This window comes from Buchnera aphidicola (Rhopalosiphum maidis) (assembly GCF_003671935.1).
In the GTDB taxonomy this organism is placed as follows: domain Bacteria; phylum Pseudomonadota; class Gammaproteobacteria; order Enterobacterales; family Enterobacteriaceae; genus Buchnera; species Buchnera aphidicola_AL.
In genome coordinates this window covers 305,667-326,447 of sequence record NZ_CP032759.1, presented here as the reverse complement: position 1 = coordinate 326,447, position 20,781 = coordinate 305,667, and the positions used below count along the sequence as shown (strand labels likewise).

Below are 20,781 nucleotides of genomic sequence, written 5' to 3'. Positions count from 1 at the left end.
AATATTAAAATTTTAAAACTACCTATTTATTTTAACTGATGTTTTTATATTTAGCATGACTAAAAATTATATTTTTATAACTGGTGGCGTAGTGTCATCTTTAGGAAAAGGTATTGCAGCTGCTTCTTTAGGAGCTATATTAGAAGCACGAAATTTAAAAATAACTATTATGAAGTTAGATCCATATATTAACGTTGATCCAGGCACAATGAGTCCTATTCAACATGGAGAGGTATTTGTTACTGAAGATGGTGCTGAAACAGACTTAGATTTAGGTCATTATGAACGTTTTATTCGAACAAAAATGACATGCTTAAATAATTTTACTACTGGAGGGATTTATTCTGAAGTTTTGAAAAAAGAAAGAAGAGGTGATTATTTAGGTTCAACTATTCAAGTAATACCTCATATTACTAACGCTATTAAAGATAGAATTGTTTTATGTTCTAAAAGAAGTGATATCATTCTTGTCGAAATAGGTGGAACCGTTGGAGATATTGAATCTTTACCATTTCTAGAAGCAATTCGTCAATTAGCAGTCGATGTCGGTCGTAAAAATGTAATATATATACATTTAACACTCGTTCCGTATATAAAAACAGCTGGAGAAATTAAAACTAAACCTACTCAACACTCAGTAAAGGAATTATTATCAATTGGCATACAACCAGATATTTTAATTTGTCGTTCTCAACAAACTGTGCCTATAAGAGAAAGGGAAAAAATTGCATTATTTTGCAATGTTCCAGTTAATGCTGTAATCTCTTTAAAAGACGTAGATTCAATATATACGATACCAAAGTTATTAAAAGATCAAAAACTAGACAATTATATTTGTGAATATTTTAAATTAAATGTTCCTGAAGCTGATTTAAAAGAATGGGAAAAAGTCGTTTATGAAGAAAAAAATGCCAATAAAGAAATTATTATTGGTATAATTGGAAAATATGTTAAATTACCTGATGCATATAAATCAGTAATAGAAGCACTTAAACATGCAGGATTAAAAAACAAAATTAAAGTAAAAATAGAATTAATCAATTCTCAAGAAATAGAAAATAAAAAATTTGAATTATTAAAAAGTCTTGATGGTATTCTAATACCAGGTGGTTTTGGAGATCGTGGTATAACAGGAAAATTGCTTTCTGTTCAATATGCACGTGAAAACAATATTCCATATTTTGGCATATGTTTAGGAATGCAAATAGCAATTATAGAATTTGCACAAAATGTCATAGGTATTAAAGAAGCGAACTCTACTGAATTTGATCCAAAATGTAAATTTCCTGTTATTGATTTAATTAATGCTCAAAAAAATGATATAAAAGATGTAATTAATGGGACAAAAAATAATGATCCTAATTTGGGAGGTACTATGAGACTAGGTAGTCAACCTTGTAAATTAACTGAGGACAGTTTATCTAGAAAATTATATAAAAAAGATATTATTATAGAACGGCATAGACATCGATATGAAGTAAACAATTTTTTATTACAAAAAATAGAAAAAAATGGATTAAGAATAGCAGGACGTTCTAAAAAAAACAATATCGTTGAAATCATAGAAATTCCTAATCATCCATGGTTTATTGGTTGTCAATTTCATCCTGAATTTACTTCTACACCACGCGATGGACATCCATTATTTATAGATTTTATAAAATCAGCAAAAAAAATAAAAAACAATTTTAAAACAAAGGTAAAAAATGTCTAAAATATTAAAAATTACTGGTCGTGAAATAATTGATTCTAGAGGTAATCCTACTATAGAATGCGAAGTCCTTCTTGAAGGAGGTTTCATTGGTTTGGCTTCATCACCTTCTGGTGCTTCAACTGGTTCTTTAGAAGCGTGGGAATTAAGAGATCAAGACAACAACCGATTTATGGGTAAAGGTGTTCAAAAATCAGTCGAAATAATAAATAAAAAAATTTTTTATGCCTTAAAAAACAAAAATGCAAAAGATCAATTTGATATTGATCAAACTATGATTAATTTAGATGGCACAGAAAATAAATCTAATTTAGGTGCTAATTCAATTTTATCTGTATCTTTAGCTATTGCTAAAGCAGCAGCATCTTCTAAAGGAATTCCTTTATATCAACATATTGCAGAAATTAACAATACACCTGGTGTATTTTCAATGCCTTTACCAATGATTAATATAATTAACGGAGGAAAACATGCCAATAATAATATTGATCTTCAAGAATTTATGATACAACCCATTTCAGCCAAATCAATAAAAGAAGCTATACGTATAGGAGCAGAAATATTTTATTCATTAGGAAATTTACTAAAAGATAAGGGAATGAGTACTACAGTAGGAGATGAAGGAGGATACGCTCCAAATTTTAAATCTAATGAAGAAGCTCTAAACACAATTCAAGATGCAATACATAAAACTAAATACAAATTAGGAAAAGATATTACACTAGCTATAGATTGCGCAGCTTCTGAATTATATAATAAAAACAAAAAGAAATACCAATTTATCGGAGAAGGTATTGAGTTTAGTTCACAGGAACTAACTCATTATTTAGAAAATTTGTCCAATCAATATCCTATTATTTCTATTGAAGATGGACAAGATGAATCAGACTGGGAAGGTTTTTTATATCAAACAAAAAAATTAGGTAATAAAATCCAATTAGTAGGAGACGATTTATTTGTTACTAATAAAAACATTCTAAAAAAAGGGATTAAAAAAGGTATTGCAAATGCAATTTTAATAAAATTAAATCAAATCGGAACATTAACTGAAACAATGGAAACCATCAAAATAGCAAAAAAATTTAATTACGGTGTAATTATTTCTCATCGTTCAGGTGAAACAGAAGACACGTCAATAGCGGATTTATCAGTAGGGACTGCATCAGGACAAATTAAAACAGGATCAATGAGTCGCTGTGATAGAACTTCTAAATATAATCAATTAATTCGAATAGAAGAAAATCTAGGTGAAAAAAATGCTCCTTTTTATGGATTAAAAGAAGTACACTCATCTTTTTTAAGATAAAAAATTTTCTTAAAGAGAATCAGGTATTCTAAAATATATGCCTGTTTCTCATTAATATAAAATATTGATAATTTGTCATGAGTCTAATTATGTACTATCCAATCAATGAAATTTTTCAAACAATACAAGGTGAAGGCTACTATACTGGAACACCATCAATCTTTATTAGACTACAAGGATGTCCAGTACATTGCACATGGTGTGATACTAAATATACGTGGCAACGCAGTAATCAAGATCAGATTTCTTATAAAAAAATAATAATGAAAAAAGAGTCAGATAGAAAATGGAGTTACATAAATGTTAAAGAAATTATTCTAATAATAAAAACTAAAAAATGGACAGCTAAACATATTGTTATTACAGGTGGAGAACCATGCTTGTATAATCTTTTAGAGATCACACAAGAGCTAGAAAAAAAAGGTTATAAATGTCAAATAGAAACTAGTGGAACTGAATTAATTAGATGTTCTTTAAAAACTTGGATTACACTCTCTCCTAAAATGAATAAAAAAGTACTAGATACATCAATATTTCGTTCTAATGAAATTAAATATCCTATTTTAAAAGAAGAAGATTTATTTTACTTAGAAAGTATTCTAAAAAAAATAAAAAATAAAAAAAATAATTTTATTTTTTTGCAACCAATTAGTCAAAATAAAGAAGCATTAAATATTTGTATCAAAATATGTTTAATAAAAAATTGGCGATTATCAGTACAAATACACAAGTATCTTAAAATTAGATAAATGATCTTTGTGATACTAAAAACCTTGATAAATACATCCTGAAGTACATGTTTCTTTAATTATAACAGTATTTAAAATAGACAATTTAGGTTTTAAACGATCCCATATCCATTTAGCTAATATTTCACTTGTTGGATTTTCTAAACCTGGAATATCATTTAAAAAACTATGATCTAACTGATCATAAATTGGTTGAAACGCTAATTTAATTTCAGCATAGTCTATTATCCATCCATGTTTTTTATCGATTTTATCTTTAAGTTCTAAACGAATGAAAAAAGAATGACCATGTAATCGTCTACATTTATGCGTTTTAGGGACATGCGGTAGATAATGTGCCGCCTCAAATTGAAAATCTTTAAATATGGTAGTTTTCACATTTTTCTCAATGTAATTTTAAAAGACTAATAGAATTTTTAATTATTTTTCAAAATAGGTAATAAATTTAATGGGTTAATAGGTTCACCTTTATAACGTATTTCAAAATATAATTTAGCTAAATTATTATTTAACATACCCATAGTAGCAATTTTTTGATTTTTATATACTTGATCTTTTTGTTTAACAAGAATAGATTTATTAAATCCATATATACTCAAATAATTATCTTTATGTTTAATAATAATTAATTTACCATAATTTTCGAAATAATCATCAACATATACTACTTCTCCTGAAGCAGCAGCCAAAACAGGTTGTCCTTTAAAACCAGAAATTTCAATTCCGTGTCGATTATTAATTCGAAAACGAGAAAAACTTTGTATTTTTGGATTTTTTATAGGCCAAGACCAATAATTAGAAAAAAAAATTGATTTTTTTTGAAATTGAGTATATTTTTTTTCGTTTAATTTTTTATTGCAGAAAAAACATATTTTAGTAAAAAGTCGATTTTTTTTTAAAAATTTTTCAATGTTTAATGGTTGTTCAAAAAAAAATTTACAAGAATTGTATTCTTTTTTTAATTGATTATTAAAATTAAAAAAAGTACAATTTAAATGATTAATATTATTAATTGATATGTCTGCTATCCATATTTTTTGTCCGACGAATATCTTATAGGGTTTTTTAATTTTATTAAATTTGGATAGTTCTTGATAATTATAACCAAAACGTTTAGATATAGAATATAATGTATCTTTATTTTTAATAATATAGAAAATGTGAAAAATGTTCTTTTTAAAAGAAATAATATATTCTCGATTACTGATAAAAATTTCATTTTTTTTATAAAAATATTTCTTACTATTTATCAACAAAGAAAAACATTCTTTTTTTTTAAAAAAAGAACATTTTTAAAATAATTCTCATAAAAATGATCTCGTGAAATTTTAGAATTGTTAAAAAAAATATTTTTTTTATTAATTGAATTTCCGAAAACAAAATTTTTACAAAGGAAAAATGTAAATATTAAAAAAAACAATTTGTATATTAAAAATTTCAATTGCATTAAATTATACCATTTAATTATATAAATAATAAAATTAAGTAATAATTTTATTTAATAAAATAAATTATACTAAATTTTATTAATTTTTTTATTACTCTTTTTAGATTTTACAAGCATTACAAGAGATTGACAAGCTATTCCTTCTTTTCTTCCAATACATCCTATCATTTTAGAACTTGTTGATTTTACACTAACTTTGTCTAGCTTGATATTAAGATCAGATGCTATATTTGATCTCATAAGAAAGATATAAGATGACATCTTAGGAGTTTCAGTAATAATAGTAATATCAATATTACATATATAATAGTTTTTTAAATAAATTTTTTTCCAGATATCTTTTAGTAAAATTCTACTATTAACGTTTTTATATTTTGCATCTTCGCTCGGGAAAAAAGTACCAATATCACCCATAGCAGTAGCACCCAATAATGCATCTATTAAAGAATGTATTAACAAATCACCGTTAGAATGAGCTATTAGGCCTTGATTATGGGGTATTTGGACACCTCCAATAATTAATGGCTTTATACCACCAAAGGTATGAATATCAAAACCATATCCAATTCTCATTATAAATATATCCTCTTAATTTTTTAATAATTCTTTAATATAAAGTTCTGCAAAAACAAGATCTTCAGGATAAGTTATCTTAATATTTTTATAGCTTCCTAAAACAATTAATGGATGATATCCACAATATTCTAATGCTGAGGCTTCATCTGTTATATTTATTTTGTCTTTAATAGTTTTTTTTAAACAAAATCGCAATAAATTTATCGGAAATAATTGAGGAGTTAAAGCATGCCATAAATGATTTCTAGAAATAGTATGCAGTATTTTTTTGTTTTTGTGATTACTATATTTAATAGTATCGCATACAGGTCGCGCTAAAATTCCACCTACTTTACTGTTTTTAGTAATAGAAATTAAATTTTCTAAATCTTGATAACTTAAACAAGGACGAACTGCATCATGAATTATTACCCATTTAGCGTCTGTTGATATAATTAAACCAGATAACACTGAATCTATTCTTTCGTTACCACCTAATACAGAAGATACGCGTAGATTAGATGATATAGATAATTTTTGAAAAAAATTGTCTTCCTGATGTAAACTTACAATAATACGAACTATATTAGGATGTGATAATAATGTTTTTAAAGTATATTCAAGAATAGTACAATTTTTAATTTTTATATACTGTTTGGGAAAATCTAATTGCATTCTTCTACCTATTCCCGCAGCTGGAACTACAGCTATAATTTTTGGTTTAGGTGAATTAATTAATATCATTTAATATCCAAAAAAAAATAATTTTTATTTAAAATATTTAAAATAAATAGCTCATTTTTTTAATTTTTAATTATATTATTTAAACGTTCAATTTCTAATATTAATTGATTGTTTCGTATTTGAGAATCTTCATTTTTTTTTTTTTTACTATAATTTTTTTATATATTTTAATATATTCTAGAATACCATTTTTTCCAATCCAAAGAGAACATTGCAACCAAAAAAATAAAAATAGTAAAAATATTTTTAGCATTTTCATATATAACTCTAAATAATTTTATTTAAAATAAAAATTTTTTATCAATATTTAAAAAAGATATAATATTTCTATCATATAATATTTGAATTAATTTTTTTGTATTATTTTTTAAAGACATTGTCCCATCTAAATAGAGATCTGGTTTTTCTGGAATTTCATATGAAGATTGGATACCAGTAAAATCAGATATTTTACCAAGGCGAGATTTTTGATATAATTTTTTAGGATCACGTTCTTCACATATGTTTACTGGAGTATCAACAAAAACTTCCAAAAAATTTTTTTTTCCTAGCATTGTAGAAATTTTCTCTCTTTGATTTTTATAGGGAGAAATAACAGAAACTAAAACTATCATCCCTGCATCCATCATAAGTTTTGCTACTTCTCCAATACGTCTGATATTTTCATTTCTATCTGAAAAACTGAAACTTAAATCAGAACATAAATGAGATCTAATATTATCTCCATCTAATAAATAAGTATTAAGATTGTTTTTAAATAATATTGTTTCTAAAGAATTAGCAATGCTGGATTTTCCTGATCCTGATAGTCCTGTAAACCATATTACTATAGATTTATGCCCATTTTTTTTCTCACGTTTCATGCGTGTTATCGAATGATTTTGCCAAATAATATTTTTTTTTGAATTATTATTCATTTTAATAAAAAAACCTTTTTTTACTTTTTTATATTCCAATGTGGAAAATGTTTTAAAATTAAATTATATAAATCTAATTCAAAATCATTATTTTTATGAGAAACAAGTTTTTCTTCTTTTTCTATAGTTTTTCGAATCATCCCTGCTCCTACTGTAATATTGCTTAAAAGATCAATAAAAATCAAACTACCTGTGATTTTATTTTCTTCATAGTCATCAAATACAGTTTCCTCACTAAATACAATTTTCACTCGTCCAACACTATTTAATTTTAAAGAATTAGTTTTTTTCTTAACCAAAGTGTTTACATCTATTTTAAATAAAACTTTTTTAATATAAACACGTATTTTTTTTCCGGCTAATTTAATAATATACGAATTACCTATTTCTAATATAGAATTTGTCATCCATACAACATCGATAATTGCTTCTCGAGAAGGTTTTAAAAGAGAATCAACATTTACAAAAAAATCTCCACGATTAACATCTATTTCATTTTTTAAAACTATTGTAATAGCTTCGCCAACTTCTGCTTTTTCTAAATCTTTGTCAAACTGCAAAATACGAGAAACAGATGAATGAATATTGATAGGCAATATTTTAATTTTTTGCCCAACATAAATTTTACCAGAAACTAATGTACCAGAATATCCACGAAAATTTGAATCAGGACGATTGACATACTGTACTGGAAATCTAATTTCTTTAGAGTTAACAACATCTTCAATTTTTATAGTTTCTAAAAAATGCAATAATGTAAATCCTTTATACCAAGGCATAAATTTACTTTTAAATACAATATTTTCACCAATTAATGCTGATATAGGTATAAAAAAAATTTTTAAATCTTGAGAAAAACTTTGAGCAAAAAGAAGAAAATTTTTTTTTATGTTTATAAATATTTCTTCTTTGTATTTTACTAAGTCCATTTTATTTACTGCAACAACTAGATATTTAATTCCAAGTAATGTAGAAATAAAACTATGTCTATAAGTTTGTTTTGATAATCCCTTTCTAGCATCTACTAATAGAATAGATAAATCACATGTAGATGCACCTGTAACCATATTTCGAGTATATTGTTCATGACCTGGTGTATCAGCAATAATAAACTTTCTCTTACTGGTAGAAAAGTAACGGTATGCAACATCAATTGTAATACCTTGTTCACGTTCTGATTGAAGTCCATCAACTATAAGAGCAAGATCTATTTTTTCTCCTTGTGTACCATGACGTTTACTATCATTTCTTAAAGAAGATAACTGGTCTTCATAAATTTGTTTAGTATCATGTAACAAACGACCAATTAAGGTACTTTTTCCATCATCTACACTGCCACATGTTAAAAATTTTAACAAAGTTTTTTGTTCATTTAAATGTAACCAACTTTGAAAACTCTCTTTTGTATTAAGTTTTTTAGTATTAATATTTTTATTCATTTTAATCTCATTTTTTTTAAAAGTAACCTTGTCTTTTTTTAAACTCCATTGAACTTCTTTGATCATGATCAATAGATCGACCTGTACGCTCACTTGTCTTTACAATTAGTGTTTCTTCAATAACATCGGGAAGAGTGATAGCTTTTGATTCAATGGCACTTGTTAAAGGCCAACAACCTAACGTTCGGAATCGAACCATTTTTTTAGTTATCTTTTCATGTGGTTTAATATTAATACGTTCATCATTAACAACTAATAAAGTACCATCTCTTTCTAAGACTGGACGCATAGCAGCAAAATAAAGTGGTACAATCTCTATTTTTTCTAAAAAAATATATTGCCAAATATCTAATTCAGTCCAATTAGAAAGGGGAAAAACACGAATACTTTCTCCTTTGTTAATTTGACCATTATAATTCCACCATAATTCTGGACGTTGTTTTTTAGGATCCCATTGATGAAAAGAATCACGAAAAGAATAAATTCGTTCTTTAGACCGTGATTTTTCTTCATCACGTCTAGCTCCACCAAAAGCAGCATCAAATTTATATTTATTTATTGCTTCTTTTAATCCTTCTGTTTTCATTACATCAGTGTATTTAGTACCACTATCTTGAAATGGATCCACGCCTAATAATTTTCCTTTTAGATTAGAATGAACAATTAATTCTATATTTAAAGATTTAGCAACATAATCTCTAAAAGAATACATTTCTTTAAATTTCCATCCAGTATCTATATGCAATAAAGGAAAAGGTAAACGTCCAGGATAAAATGATTTTCTCGCAAGATGTAGCATAACCGAAGAATCTTTTCCAATAGAATAAAGCATAACAGGATTTTCAAATTCAGCTATTACCTCTCGCATTATATAAATACTTTCTGATTCTAATTGACGTAAATGAGTAGTATTTTGTTTAAACATTTTCTTTCCTTAAATTAAATTTACTATAGAAGAGATATTTTTTGTGTTATTAAATTCACTAGAAGTATTAAACCATTCTAATTTTTTATGTAATAAAACAACTTTCCCAATAATTAATAAAGATGGATTTATAGTAAATTTAACTATTTTATCAAGTTCATCTAAACGTCCTATAACAACTTTTTGTTGTATAGTAGTACCTTTTCCAACAACAGCTATTGGTGTTGATTTAGAACGACCATGTAAAATAAGATTTTGAGAAATATATGAAGCTTGTAAAGTTCCCATGTACACAACTAAAGTATAAGAAGAATCAGATAAAATAGACCAATTATTTGACATACCATTTTGACATTTATGACCTGTAATAAATATTACACCTTGTGCGTATTCTCGATGTGTTAATGGTATACCAGTATAAGCTGAAATACCAATGGCAGATGTAATCCCTGGCACAACTTGAACATCAATACCTTCATTTTTTGCTGCCTCTAATTCTTCACCACCACGACCAAAAATAAATGGATCTCCTCCTTTTAAACGAACTACTTTTTTTCCTTTTTTTGCTAAAGATATTAATAATTTAATAATTTCATCTTGACTAATATTTTTTGCACCAGCAGATTTGCCAACATAAATACATTGTGCATCTCGACGAATAAACTCTAAAATTTCTGAAGAAACTAAACGGTCGTATAAAACTACATCAGCTTCTTGCAATACTTGCAGTGCTCTTAAAGTTAATAATCCACTATTTCCAGGACCTGCTCCAACTAAAATGATTTCCCCAGTTAACAAATGAGGTTTATTCATCATTTTTTTTAAAAATTTAACTGCTTTTTTTATTTCTCCATTAATTACATATTGCACAAAAATACTATTAAATAACTTTTCCCAAAAACGACGTCTTTCTAGTAAAGTAGTAAATTTTTGTTTAATTATAGATCTCCAATTCCCTGCTATTTTAGCAACATTACCCAATCTCATAGGAAGAATAGATTCAATTTTTTCACGCAATAAACGCAATAAAACAGGTGCTGTTCCTCCTGAAGAAATAGCTACAATTACAGGAGATCGATCAATAATAGAAGGAAAAATAAAAGAACATTTTTCTTGATCATCAACGACATTAACTAATATGCAAAGATTATTACATGTTTCAAATATTTTTTGATTTAACTGAATATCGTTAGTAGCAGCAATTACCAAAAAAATCTTATTTAAATAAGAAAAATGAAATTTTTCGGAAATCCAATGTACTTTTTTTTGATCTAGAAGTATTTTAATTTCTGAAGATATATTTTTACTAATAATATTAATTATAGCTCCTGAACGAAGTAATAATTTAATTTTATTAAAAGCCACTTTACCAGCACCAACTACCAATACATTTTTATCTTTTAAATCTAAAAAAATAGGAAGATAATTCACATTTACCCTATTAAAAATAATAAAAAGTTTATATAAGTTTTTGAAAAATGATTAATATTCTTATATTTAATTTTAAATATATAAAATTTTCAAAAGTATGAAAATTAATTTTCATGTAATCCACATTCACGCTTTAATCCAAAAAAACGAGTTTCTTCTTCTAACATACCTGTTTTAAATTTTTTAGTAGTATGAACATCTCCTAAAGATACATAGCCTTCTTTTGATAAAGGATGGTTTTTTAAGTTATTTTCTTTTAAATATTGATATATTTGATGATTAGACCAATCTAAAATTGGTAAGACTTTAAAAATTCCTTTTTGAAGAGAAAGATATGGTAATGCACTTCGACTTTTAGATTGTTCACGACGTAATCCTGAAAACCATGTTTTTACTGATAATTTTTTAAAAGCCAAATCCATTGGTTCTACTTTATTAATAGTATTATATAAATTAATACCTTTGAGTCCTTGAGTCCATAATTTTCCATATCGAGCTTCTTGCCAAGCTGAAGATATAGTGGATCGAAAAACTTTTAAATTTAAATTCCATTTTTTTTTTAACATATCAATAAAATTATATGTTTGAGGAAATAAATATCCAGTATCAATCAGTATAATAGGAATATCAGATTTTTGCGTTACTATAAGATGTAATAATACAATTGATTGGATACCAAAACTAGATGACATAACATGTGTAAACGGTAAATTCCTTAATGACCAAGATATACGTTTTTCAGCAGAATATCTAGACAATAGCATATTAACTTCAGATAAAACTTCCTTTTTTTTTTCAGGATCTAACGAATTTATATTTTTATAGTCAAATTGAGACATATTTATCACCATTAATTCCAAAAATCATGAACAGGATTAACAATTTCTTTTATAATATTTTTTCTAACGACAAAATCTCCAAAATGCTCTTCTTTTTTACGTTCAATAGACCAAGTTTTTATTAAAAACTTTAAATGAGTTAAGATTTCTTTTTCTGTAATATTTTCTTTATACATCTTAGGAATTCGACTACCTATGCGATTTCCTCCAATATATAAATTATATCGACCAATAGCTTTTCCAATTAAACCAATTTCAGCTAATAAAGATCTTCCACAACCATTAGGACATCCAGAAATGCGCAAAATTATTATTTCTTTTTCAACTCCATATTTTAACATGATATTTTCTACTTGAGTAATAAAAAACGATAGCATACGTTCAGCCTCAGCCATTGCTAATGGACAAGTAGGAAAAGAAACGCAAGCCATAGAATTTTCACGTAACGGACTTGTTTTTTTTATTAATCCATGAGAGATGGCAATTTCTTCTATTTCTTTCTTGTTTTCATCAGATATTTCAGAAATGACTATATTTTGATTTGCTGTTAATCTAAAATTACCTTTATGTACATTAGCTATTTTTAATAAACCTGATTTTACTAATTGTTTGTCATTATCGTATATTCTTCCATTTTGAATAAAAATTGTTAAACTCCAATTATTATCAATATTTTTTGTCCATCCAAATCTATCTCCTCGACTAATAAAATGATAAGGACGAATAGTTCCAAAAGTTATATTAGCTCTTTTTTCAACTTCTTTCTTAAAAATACTTAAACCTACTCTTTTTATAGTATACCTAGTTTTTGCATTTTTCCGGTCGGTACGATTTCCCCAATCGCGTTGTGTTGTTACTATAGATTTAGCAACAGATAAAGTTTGTTCAACAGTAATGTAACCTAATTCAATAGCAAGAAATGGCCATGTATTCTTATTTCCATGATTTATAGACAAACCACCACCTATTAATACATTAAATCCTATAATTTTATTATCTTTTACAATTGCTATAAAATTCATATCATTAGCATATAAGTCTACATCATTGTACGGTGGAACCACTACCGTCGTTTTAAATTTTCGTGGTAAATAAGTTTTTCCTAAAATTGGTTCTTGATCTGTAGTAGCTATCTTTTTTTGATCTAACCAAATTTCTGCATATGCTTTAGTTTGAGGTAATAAAAAATTTGAAATTTTTTGAGCCCATCCATAACATTCTTGATGAATTACAGATTCCATAGGATTAGATGTACAAAGAACATTTCTATTAACATCATTAGCTGTACCTAAAGAATCTAAACCTATTTCATGTAGCATTTTATGAGCATCTTTTAATTTTTTCTTTAAAATCCCATGAAATTGAAAAGTTTGACGATTAGTTAAACGGATTGTTCCATATAAGGTATTTTTACTCGCAAAATGATCAATTTGTAACCATTTTTTAGCTTTAATAATTCCTCCAGGTAAACGACAACGCAACATCATTGCATAACGGGGTTCTAATTTTTGTTGATTACGTTCTAAACGTAAATCGCGATCATCTTGCTGATACATACCATGAAATCGAATTAGAGAAAAATTATCACCACTAAAACCATTGGTAATTTCATTTTTTAAATCATTAATAATAGTACCTCGAAGATAATTACTATTTTCTTTAATTGCTTCTTCTGGAGTACTTTTTAACAGTACTTCTTTATTGTCTTTTTTCATTAATATACATCTCTTTGATAACGTCGTTTTATTCTCAAGTCGTTTAAAAATTCACTGGATTCTTCAATATTCATTGAACTATTTTTACTGAAAACATCTAATAGTGCTTTTTCAACATCTTTTGCCATTTTAGATGCATTGCCACATACATAGATCTGTGCGCCTTGCTCTATCCATGCCCATAATTCCTTTCCATTTTCTCTTATTTTATCTTGTACATATATTTTTTGTTTTTGATCTCGAGACCAAGCCAAACTCATCTTAGTAAGAAGTCCGTTTTTTAAAAATCTTTGCCACTCCAATTGATATAAAAAATCTTCAGTAAAATTAGGATTGCCAAAAAATATCCAATTTTTTCCTTTAGATCCATCATTGTCTCGTTGTTGCATAAAAGAACGAAATGGAGCAATACCAGTACCTGATGCAATCATAATAATAGGTAAGTCTTTGTTTTCGGGTAAACGAAAGTTATTATTTTTTTCAATAAAAATTTTTATAGAATCATCAACTTTTAAAAATTGTGATAGGTAACCAGAAGCACCTCCTAAATGTAAAGAACCAGAAATTATTTTCTTCACCACCCCGACTGTAATATGTACTTCATCACTTGTTTCAGATTGAGAAGAAGAAATAGAATATAGTCTAGGTTTTAAAGGACGTAAAATGTTAATTAATTGTTGAGAAGATAGTTTTTTAGGATAATCATTTATCATGTTCAATAAAGGGGTTTGTTTAACGTAGTTGTTTAAGTCTTTATCATTAGATATAATTTTCTGCAAAAATTTATTTTGTGTAATATCAGCATATTTTTGAACAATATGTTTGGTATTTATAGTTAATTCAAAATTATTTTTTAAAGCTTCAAAAACAGTAATCAATTTATCTTTGACTTGAACTTTATCAAAAGTATCTATAGAGAGTAATTTTAATATTTGATTTATTAATTGACTACTATTTTGATACCATACACCTAACGCATCACCAGGTGTATAAATGATATTCAAATCACTTATATCTATCTCAATATGATGAACATCTTTAGTTGAATTTCGACCTGTAATTTTTTGATTGACTAAAATAGTAGCAGAAGCAGGTTTATACTTTGTATAGACATTTAATCCATTAATCAAATTATCTTTATTGTTTTTTTTTAAAAAAGGAATATCTATCTGATTTATAGAAAACAATAAATCTTTAGACCACTTAATATAATTTTCTTCATATTCAATATCTGCATCTAATCTATTAAGTAAACGTTTTGCTCCTAATTCGCTAAATCTTTTATCAAAATCTTTCCCTGATTGACAAAATAAATCATAAGAAATATCTCCTAATCCAAATATACTGTAGTATAAATTGTCTAATCTAGGAGCTTTTTTTGACATGATAAATTTATAAAAAGATAATGCCTCTTCTGGAGGTTCTCCTTCTCCTTGAGTAGAAATAATTAAAACTAAAAACTTTTCATTTTTAATTTTTTTGAAATTGTAATCAGAAACATTAACTAAATTAGTTTTTTTATTTTCATTATTTAAATATTCATTAAAGCGTTTAGCAAGAAGTGTCGCATTACCAGTTTGAGAAGCAGATATAATTGTAATTATTTTTTCTGTATCATCTTTTTGAAATAATTCATTTGGTTCAGATATTAATTTCGAAGAGGTTTGATTAGCTAGATTCCAAAAATAGCCTGAAAGCCAAGCGTATTGAATATTAGAACAATTTTTTTCTATTTTTTCTAAATTTTCTACTTTATCTATACTAAAAGGAAAAAAGGTATCAAACGGATTTTTATTTTTCATTATACTAAATACCTAAATCTTATCATTCTAAAAAAATAACATTATTAATTCAGTATAATTTACAGAAAATATTAATTTTTAGCTACTAATAAAAAGTCAAAATTTTATGTAAAAACCATTTTAAATGAATTATTTACTTTCTAATTCAATCAATTTTTCCTTTGCATCCTTTATTACAATATGTGGAATTCCAGATAAAGCAGCTACTGATATACCATAACTTTTTTTTGAAACTCCTTTTTCAATTTTATATAGAAAAACTATACTTGAATTATGTTCAATAGCAGAAAAATGAAAATTTTGGATGTTTTTAAAAAATTTTTCTAATTTTGTTAATTCAATAAAGTGAGTAGATAATAAAATCATAGATTTATTTTTAATAATTAAATATTTAGAACATGACCAAGCTAATGCTAACCCATCTTTATTTGATGTTCCTCGTCCTAATTCATCTATTAAAATTAAACTATTACAAGTAGCATTATGAAGAATATTAGATATTTCTGTCATTTCCATCATAAATGTTGAATAACCATTACTTACGTCATCTGCAGAACCAATACGTGTAAAAATTTTATCAATTGGACCAATAGAAGCATATTTTGCTGGTACGAAACTACCTATGCAAGCCATGATAACAATAAGTGCAACTTGACGCATATAAGTACTTTTACCACCCATATTAGGGCCTGTAATAATAAGCATTCTATTCGTATTGGATAAAGAAATAGAATTGGTAATAAAGGGAGTTTCTAAAAAACATTCAACAACTGGATGACGACTGTCTAACAAGGAAATACCATATTTTTTAGTCATTTTAGGACAAACATAGTTTAAAGATATAGAACGTTCTGATAAATTCGCTAAAACATCTAATTCTGACAATGCAAATGCACTATTTTTTAATCGTTCTAAAAAAGGTTCTATTATATCAAATAATTCTATATAGAGCGTTTTTTCTAAAAGCAAAGCTTGAAATTTGGCAGTAATAACTTTTTTTTCATAATTTTTCAGTAGAGGAATGCTGTAACGTTCTGTGTTTTTTAAAGTTTGTATCTTAAGATAAGATTGTGGAATCAAATGAACGTGACGTTTGTTGACTTGAATATAATAACCAATAATATTATTGTATCTAATTTTAAATGAATCAATATTCAATCTATCTTTCTCTTTTATTTCAAAATCTTTTAAATATTTTTGAGAATTATTTTGTAACAATCTTAATTCATCAAGTTTTTTATTGTAATTAAATGCTATTACTCCTCCATCTCGAATAGACGAAGGAACTGTTAAATTTATCGATTTTTTTAATAAAAATAATATTTTTTCAAATTTTCCAATAGAAATACGAAGATTATTAATGTTATTTGATTTTATTTTTTTTAATATTAAATCTAAACTGGGCAAAACATTTAATGTAGAACGCATTCGTACAAAATCACGAGGTAAAGCTGTACGTAAGGCTAAACGAGAATATATTCTTTCTAAATCGCTAACTTGACTAAGAATATATTGTATTTCTTTATAAAAAGGTTGCAAACATTTAATCATATTATGACGATTTCGGATTACATTTAAATCTTTTAATGGAGAATTTAACCAACGATTTAATAATCTTCCACCCATAGATGTTACTGTTTTATTTAATACTGAAGAGAGAGTGTTTTTGTTTTCATCCGAAATACTTTGAGTAATTTCAAGACTTTTACGCGTACTCGTATTCATAAAAATATTATTTTCCATATAATTAAATTGAATTTTACGAATATGAGGTAAATATGCTATATGCATTAATTTGACATAATTAATTAAACAACCTGCAGGACGAATAACAAAGTGATTTTTTTTAATACCAAATCCATTCAAACTAGAAGTTTTAAATTGTAAATTTAATAATTTATATGAAATTTCTAAATCAAAATCTAATAATGGACGTTTTTGTATACATTTTCTATTAGATATCAATAAAATATCTTCAAAATTTTCAGGATATAACAATTCTGTAGGATTTGTACGTTCAATTTCTGATAATAAAGAATTTTTATCAAAATATTCAGAAACACCAAAAAATCCTAAAGAAATATCTAAAACAGCATATGCAAACTTGTTGTTTTCTTTCCAAACAGAAGCAATAAAATTATCTTTATTCTCTTCAAGAAAAGCTTCATCTGTAATAGTACCAGGAGTTATTACTCGAACTACTTGACGAGTTAACAGTTTTTTTTCAGAATGAATATCTTTTATTTGATCACAAACTGCAACAGATTCTCCCATTTTTACAAGCTTAGAAAGATAATATTCTGCAGTATGACATGGGACTCCAGCCATAGGTATAGTGTTTTTATTTGAATAACCTTTTTTTGTTAAAGTGATTTTTAACAGTCTAGAAACACGCTTAGCATCTTCATAAAACAATTCATAAAAATCACCCATTTGATAAAAAAGCAACATATCAGGATATTGTGATTTTAAAGATAAATACTGTTTTATCATTGGAGTATAACTATTATTTTCAGTCATTTGGAACTCAAATATAATTAAAATTATGAAAAAAATTTTAAAAATTTATAAAATAAAAATTTAATATTATACACTATATAAGTGTATTCTTTTTATTTTATAAATTATTTTATAATCTTTAATTTGTACAAAATATAAAACACGGATAAAAAAAATGAAAAAAATATTAATTGTTTTATACAGTATATTTTTATCTTGTAGTGCTTTATCTTATGAATTCACTAATCAAAAAGAATACGACATAGAAAAAAGAAATATTTCGAATGTTCCTGAAGTAATGCATTTTTTTTCTTTTTTTTGTCCATACTGTTACGAACTAGAAAAGACACATAATATTCAATCTTTAATTAAAAACAAATTAAATAAAAAAACAAAAATACAAACTTACCATGTTAATTTTTTAGGAGGAACATTTAGTAAAAAATTAACAAAAATTTGGATAATAGCGCAACAAATGAAAGTTGAAGAAAAAATTATGATACCTATTTTTAAAGAAATTCAAGATAATAATACCGTAAGTAATATTTCTAAAATTAAAAATATATTTTTGAAAAAAACAGGAATAAATTCAGATCAATATAACCAATTTTGGAACAGTTTTACAATTAAAACATTAATAAAAAAAAATGATAATGATATAAAAAAAATAAAATTAAATCATGTTCCCAGTATGATAATCAATGGAAAATATATTATTGATTATTATAAATTAGAGATGATTTTTAAAAAACAATTCTCTAAAAAATATATAAAACTAATAAACTTTTTACTTTCAAAAAAATAAATTAATACAATATAATTCAAAGCTGTGTATTTTATATGGTAAACTCTTGTTTATATAAGTAATAAGAACATTGTCAATATTTAATCCACATCTTTTTTTTATACTATTTTTTTTTTTCATTAAAATTAAATTGACTTAACTTTTTGATTTTATTAGAAAATAAAAAAAAGTAAAAAAATATTATATTGATGTAATATATTTTACACACAAAGTTATCCACAGGATAACTTTTGTAAAAAATTATTTAATAATATTTATTTTATATTATTATCTTACATTTTACTAAATTCGGTTTTAACTAATTAAAAGATAAAAATTCATGTTATACATAAAAAAAAAACCTATTATTATAGTCGATGGAAGCTTATATTTATATCGTTCTTATTTTACATTTCAAAACTTTAATAATAATGAAGAAAACCCATCTGGGGCTATATATGGAATGTTAAAAACGATAGAAAATATTTTAAAAAAAAATTATGGTTCAAAAAAAATTATTATTATTTTTGATTCATCTAAAAAAACTTTCAGAAATACAATATTTAAAGAATATAAAAGTAATAGAGCTAAAATGCCTAATAAATTATACGTACAAATTCCACCCCTTTTAAAAATTTTTAAAGAAATTGGTATTAAAACTTTAAATATTTTAGGAATAGAAGCTGATGATATTATTGGAAGTTTGGCTTATAAACTAGAACAAGAAGGAGAACAAGTATTAATTGTTAGTCATGATAAAGACATGATACAACTTGTAACCAATAATATTAATATATTGCATTTAAGTAAAAATAATATTATTACTCCCGATAAAATAAGAGAAAAATATGGTATTTATCCTCAAGAATTTATTGATCTTTTAGCTCTAATGGGAGATGCTTCTGATAACATTCCAGGAATTCCTAAAATTGGCATGAAAACTGCATTATGTCTATTAAAAAAATTTTCAAATATTAAAAATATTTATAATAACATTGAAAAAATACAATTTTTATCTTTTCGAAATTCTAAAAATGCTGCTATTCAACTAAAAAAATATAAAGAAACTGCTTTTCTTTCATACAAATTAGCACAAATAAAACTAGATGTTCCTATTAATATTACTTCTGAAGAAATTACTTTAAAAAAAACATGTTTTAAAAAATTATCTAATTTAATTAAATTATATTCATTTAATAAATAAAAATATCTATATTTAATGATATTTTTTATACCAAAAATTTAATTTAGATTTTAATTCTTTAATTCCTACTTTTTTTAAAGATGAAAATAATTGAATATGAAACTCATTTGAAAATTTTTCTAATTTTTTGTGCACTTTTTGAAATTGAATTTTTTGATTATTTATTGTAAACTTATCACATTTCGTTAACAATAATAAAATAGGAATTTTATAATCGAAAGACATGCGTATTATATCTTCGTCAAAAATCTTTAAAGGATATCTAATATCCATTAATAAAACTAATCCCTTTAAAGCTTTACTAGTTGTTAAATAACTATGTATCATATTTTGCCATTTTATCTTAATTAAAACAGGAGCTTTAGAATAACCATAACCCGGAAGATCAACGATTCTAAAATTAGAAGTTACTTGAAAAAAATTAATCAATTGAGTACGGCCAGGAATCTTACTAAAACGAGCTAGTTTTTTTTGATTAGTCAATGCATTAATAGCGCTAGACTTTCCTGAATTAGAATAACCAACAAAAGCAATTTCAATTCCATTTTCAATCTTTATATCAGAAATGTTAGAAATACTCTTTAAAAAAAATGTTTTGTTATAATTCAAAATAGTCAAAATTTAACCTCAAATGTCTGGAATCAAAAATTTTTTTTGAAAATATTTTTATGTAGAATTACTGTATTTTTTCTAGAAAATCTTTCTCAAATAAAT

Annotated in this window: 18 protein-coding genes; 5 read left to right on the top strand and 13 right to left on the bottom strand. The window is 25.3% G+C overall.

The window, feature by feature from the left end; genetic code table 11:
* Positions 1-55: 55 nt before the first annotated feature.
* From D8S97_RS01665 to queE, 3 genes are all read left to right on the top strand, one after another.
* Positions 56-1,714: a CTP synthase gene (locus D8S97_RS01665; RefSeq protein WP_158361165.1), complete on the top strand. Its 1,659-nt coding sequence runs from the start codon at positions 56-58 to the stop codon at positions 1,712-1,714.
* Positions 1,707-3,017: a phosphopyruvate hydratase gene (gene eno, locus D8S97_RS01660; protein WP_158361164.1), complete on the top strand. Its 1,311-nt coding sequence runs from the start codon at positions 1,707-1,709 to the stop codon at positions 3,015-3,017. The genes D8S97_RS01665 and eno overlap by 8 nt, the downstream gene beginning before the upstream one ends.
* An 89-nt stretch (positions 3,018-3,106) precedes the next feature.
* Positions 3,107-3,766: a 7-carboxy-7-deazaguanine synthase QueE gene (queE, locus tag D8S97_RS01655; RefSeq protein ID WP_158361673.1), complete on the top strand. Its 660-nt coding sequence runs from the start codon at positions 3,107-3,109 to the stop codon at positions 3,764-3,766.
* A 15-nt stretch (positions 3,767-3,781) separates the two neighbouring features.
* Here the strand turns inward: queE and queD are convergent, their stop codons facing one another.
* The 12 genes from queD to mutS all read right to left on the bottom strand — a co-directional run bounded on the left by queD (position 3,782) and on the right by mutS (position 18,100).
* The gene (queD, locus tag D8S97_RS01650) at positions 3,782-4,144 is read right to left on the bottom strand and encodes a 6-carboxytetrahydropterin synthase QueD (RefSeq protein WP_158361163.1); all 363 of its coding nucleotides are present in this window, start codon (positions 4,142-4,144) and stop codon (positions 3,782-3,784) included.
* Between the two features lie 38 nt (positions 4,145-4,182).
* Positions 4,183-5,019: a peptidoglycan DD-metalloendopeptidase family protein gene (locus D8S97_RS01645; protein WP_261789594.1), complete on the bottom strand. Its 837-nt coding sequence runs from the start codon at positions 5,017-5,019 to the stop codon at positions 4,183-4,185.
* Positions 5,020-5,282: 263 nt separating this feature from the next.
* Positions 5,283-5,786 (bottom strand): 2-C-methyl-D-erythritol 2,4-cyclodiphosphate synthase, encoded by a 504-nt coding sequence (gene ispF, locus D8S97_RS01640; RefSeq protein ID WP_158361162.1) that lies wholly within the window; start codon positions 5,784-5,786, stop codon positions 5,283-5,285.
* Positions 5,787-5,801: 15 nt separating this feature from the next.
* The gene (gene ispD / locus D8S97_RS01635) at positions 5,802-6,512 is read right to left on the bottom strand and encodes a 2-C-methyl-D-erythritol 4-phosphate cytidylyltransferase (protein ID WP_158361161.1); all 711 of its coding nucleotides are present in this window, start codon (positions 6,510-6,512) and stop codon (positions 5,802-5,804) included.
* Between the two features lie 281 nt (positions 6,513-6,793).
* Positions 6,794-7,429 carry an adenylyl-sulfate kinase gene (gene cysC, locus D8S97_RS01625; RefSeq protein ID WP_158361160.1) on the bottom strand — a complete coding sequence of 212 codons (636 nt, stop codon included), beginning with the start codon at positions 7,427-7,429 and terminating at the stop codon, positions 6,794-6,796.
* 20 nt (positions 7,430-7,449) lie between these two features.
* Positions 7,450-8,868, bottom strand: a complete 1,419-nt coding sequence (cysN, locus tag D8S97_RS01620; RefSeq protein ID WP_158361671.1) for a sulfate adenylyltransferase subunit CysN — start codon at positions 8,866-8,868, stop codon at positions 7,450-7,452.
* Positions 8,869-8,884: 16 nt separating this feature from the next.
* Positions 8,885-9,793 carry a sulfate adenylyltransferase subunit CysD gene (cysD, locus tag D8S97_RS01615; RefSeq protein ID WP_158361159.1) on the bottom strand — a complete coding sequence of 303 codons (909 nt, stop codon included), beginning with the start codon at positions 9,791-9,793 and terminating at the stop codon, positions 8,885-8,887.
* A gap of 9 nt (positions 9,794-9,802) precedes the next feature.
* Positions 9,803-11,224 carry a siroheme synthase CysG gene (gene cysG, locus D8S97_RS01610; RefSeq protein ID WP_158361158.1) on the bottom strand — a complete coding sequence of 474 codons (1,422 nt, stop codon included), beginning with the start codon at positions 11,222-11,224 and terminating at the stop codon, positions 9,803-9,805.
* A 104-nt stretch (positions 11,225-11,328) separates the two neighbouring features.
* Entirely contained in the window at positions 11,329-12,063 is a 735-nt protein-coding gene (locus tag D8S97_RS01605) for a phosphoadenylyl-sulfate reductase (RefSeq protein WP_158361157.1), read from the bottom strand.
* Between the two features lie 11 nt (positions 12,064-12,074).
* Positions 12,075-13,778: an assimilatory sulfite reductase (NADPH) hemoprotein subunit gene (gene cysI / locus D8S97_RS01600; RefSeq protein WP_158361156.1), complete on the bottom strand. Its 1,704-nt coding sequence runs from the start codon at positions 13,776-13,778 to the stop codon at positions 12,075-12,077.
* A complete protein-coding gene (locus tag D8S97_RS01595; RefSeq protein ID WP_158361155.1) occupies positions 13,778-15,580 on the bottom strand; it encodes an assimilatory sulfite reductase (NADPH) flavoprotein subunit in 1,803 nt (600 codons plus the stop codon). Before D8S97_RS01595 ends, cysI begins: the two co-directional genes overlap by 1 nt.
* 129 nt (positions 15,581-15,709) lie before the next feature.
* Entirely contained in the window at positions 15,710-18,100 is a 2,391-nt protein-coding gene (mutS, locus tag D8S97_RS01590; RefSeq protein ID WP_158361154.1) for a DNA mismatch repair protein MutS, read from the bottom strand.
* Positions 18,101-18,254: 154 nt separating this feature from the next.
* Between mutS and D8S97_RS01585 the strand changes: the two genes are divergently transcribed.
* Positions 18,255-18,884 (top strand): DsbA family protein, encoded by a 630-nt coding sequence (locus D8S97_RS01585; protein WP_158361153.1) that lies wholly within the window; start codon positions 18,255-18,257, stop codon positions 18,882-18,884.
* 319 nt (positions 18,885-19,203) lie between these two features.
* Complete coding sequence (locus D8S97_RS01580; RefSeq protein WP_158361152.1) at positions 19,204-20,067, top strand: 5'-3' exonuclease; 864 nt, start codon at positions 19,204-19,206, stop codon at positions 20,065-20,067.
* 12 nt (positions 20,068-20,079) lie between these two features.
* On the opposite strand, the gene yihA is transcribed toward D8S97_RS01580, so the two are convergent.
* On the bottom strand, positions 20,080-20,685 hold the full coding sequence (gene yihA, locus D8S97_RS01575; RefSeq protein WP_158361151.1) for a ribosome biogenesis GTP-binding protein YihA/YsxC: 606 nt from the start codon (positions 20,683-20,685) through the stop codon (positions 20,080-20,082).
* Between the last annotated feature and the right edge of the window lie 96 nt (positions 20,686-20,781).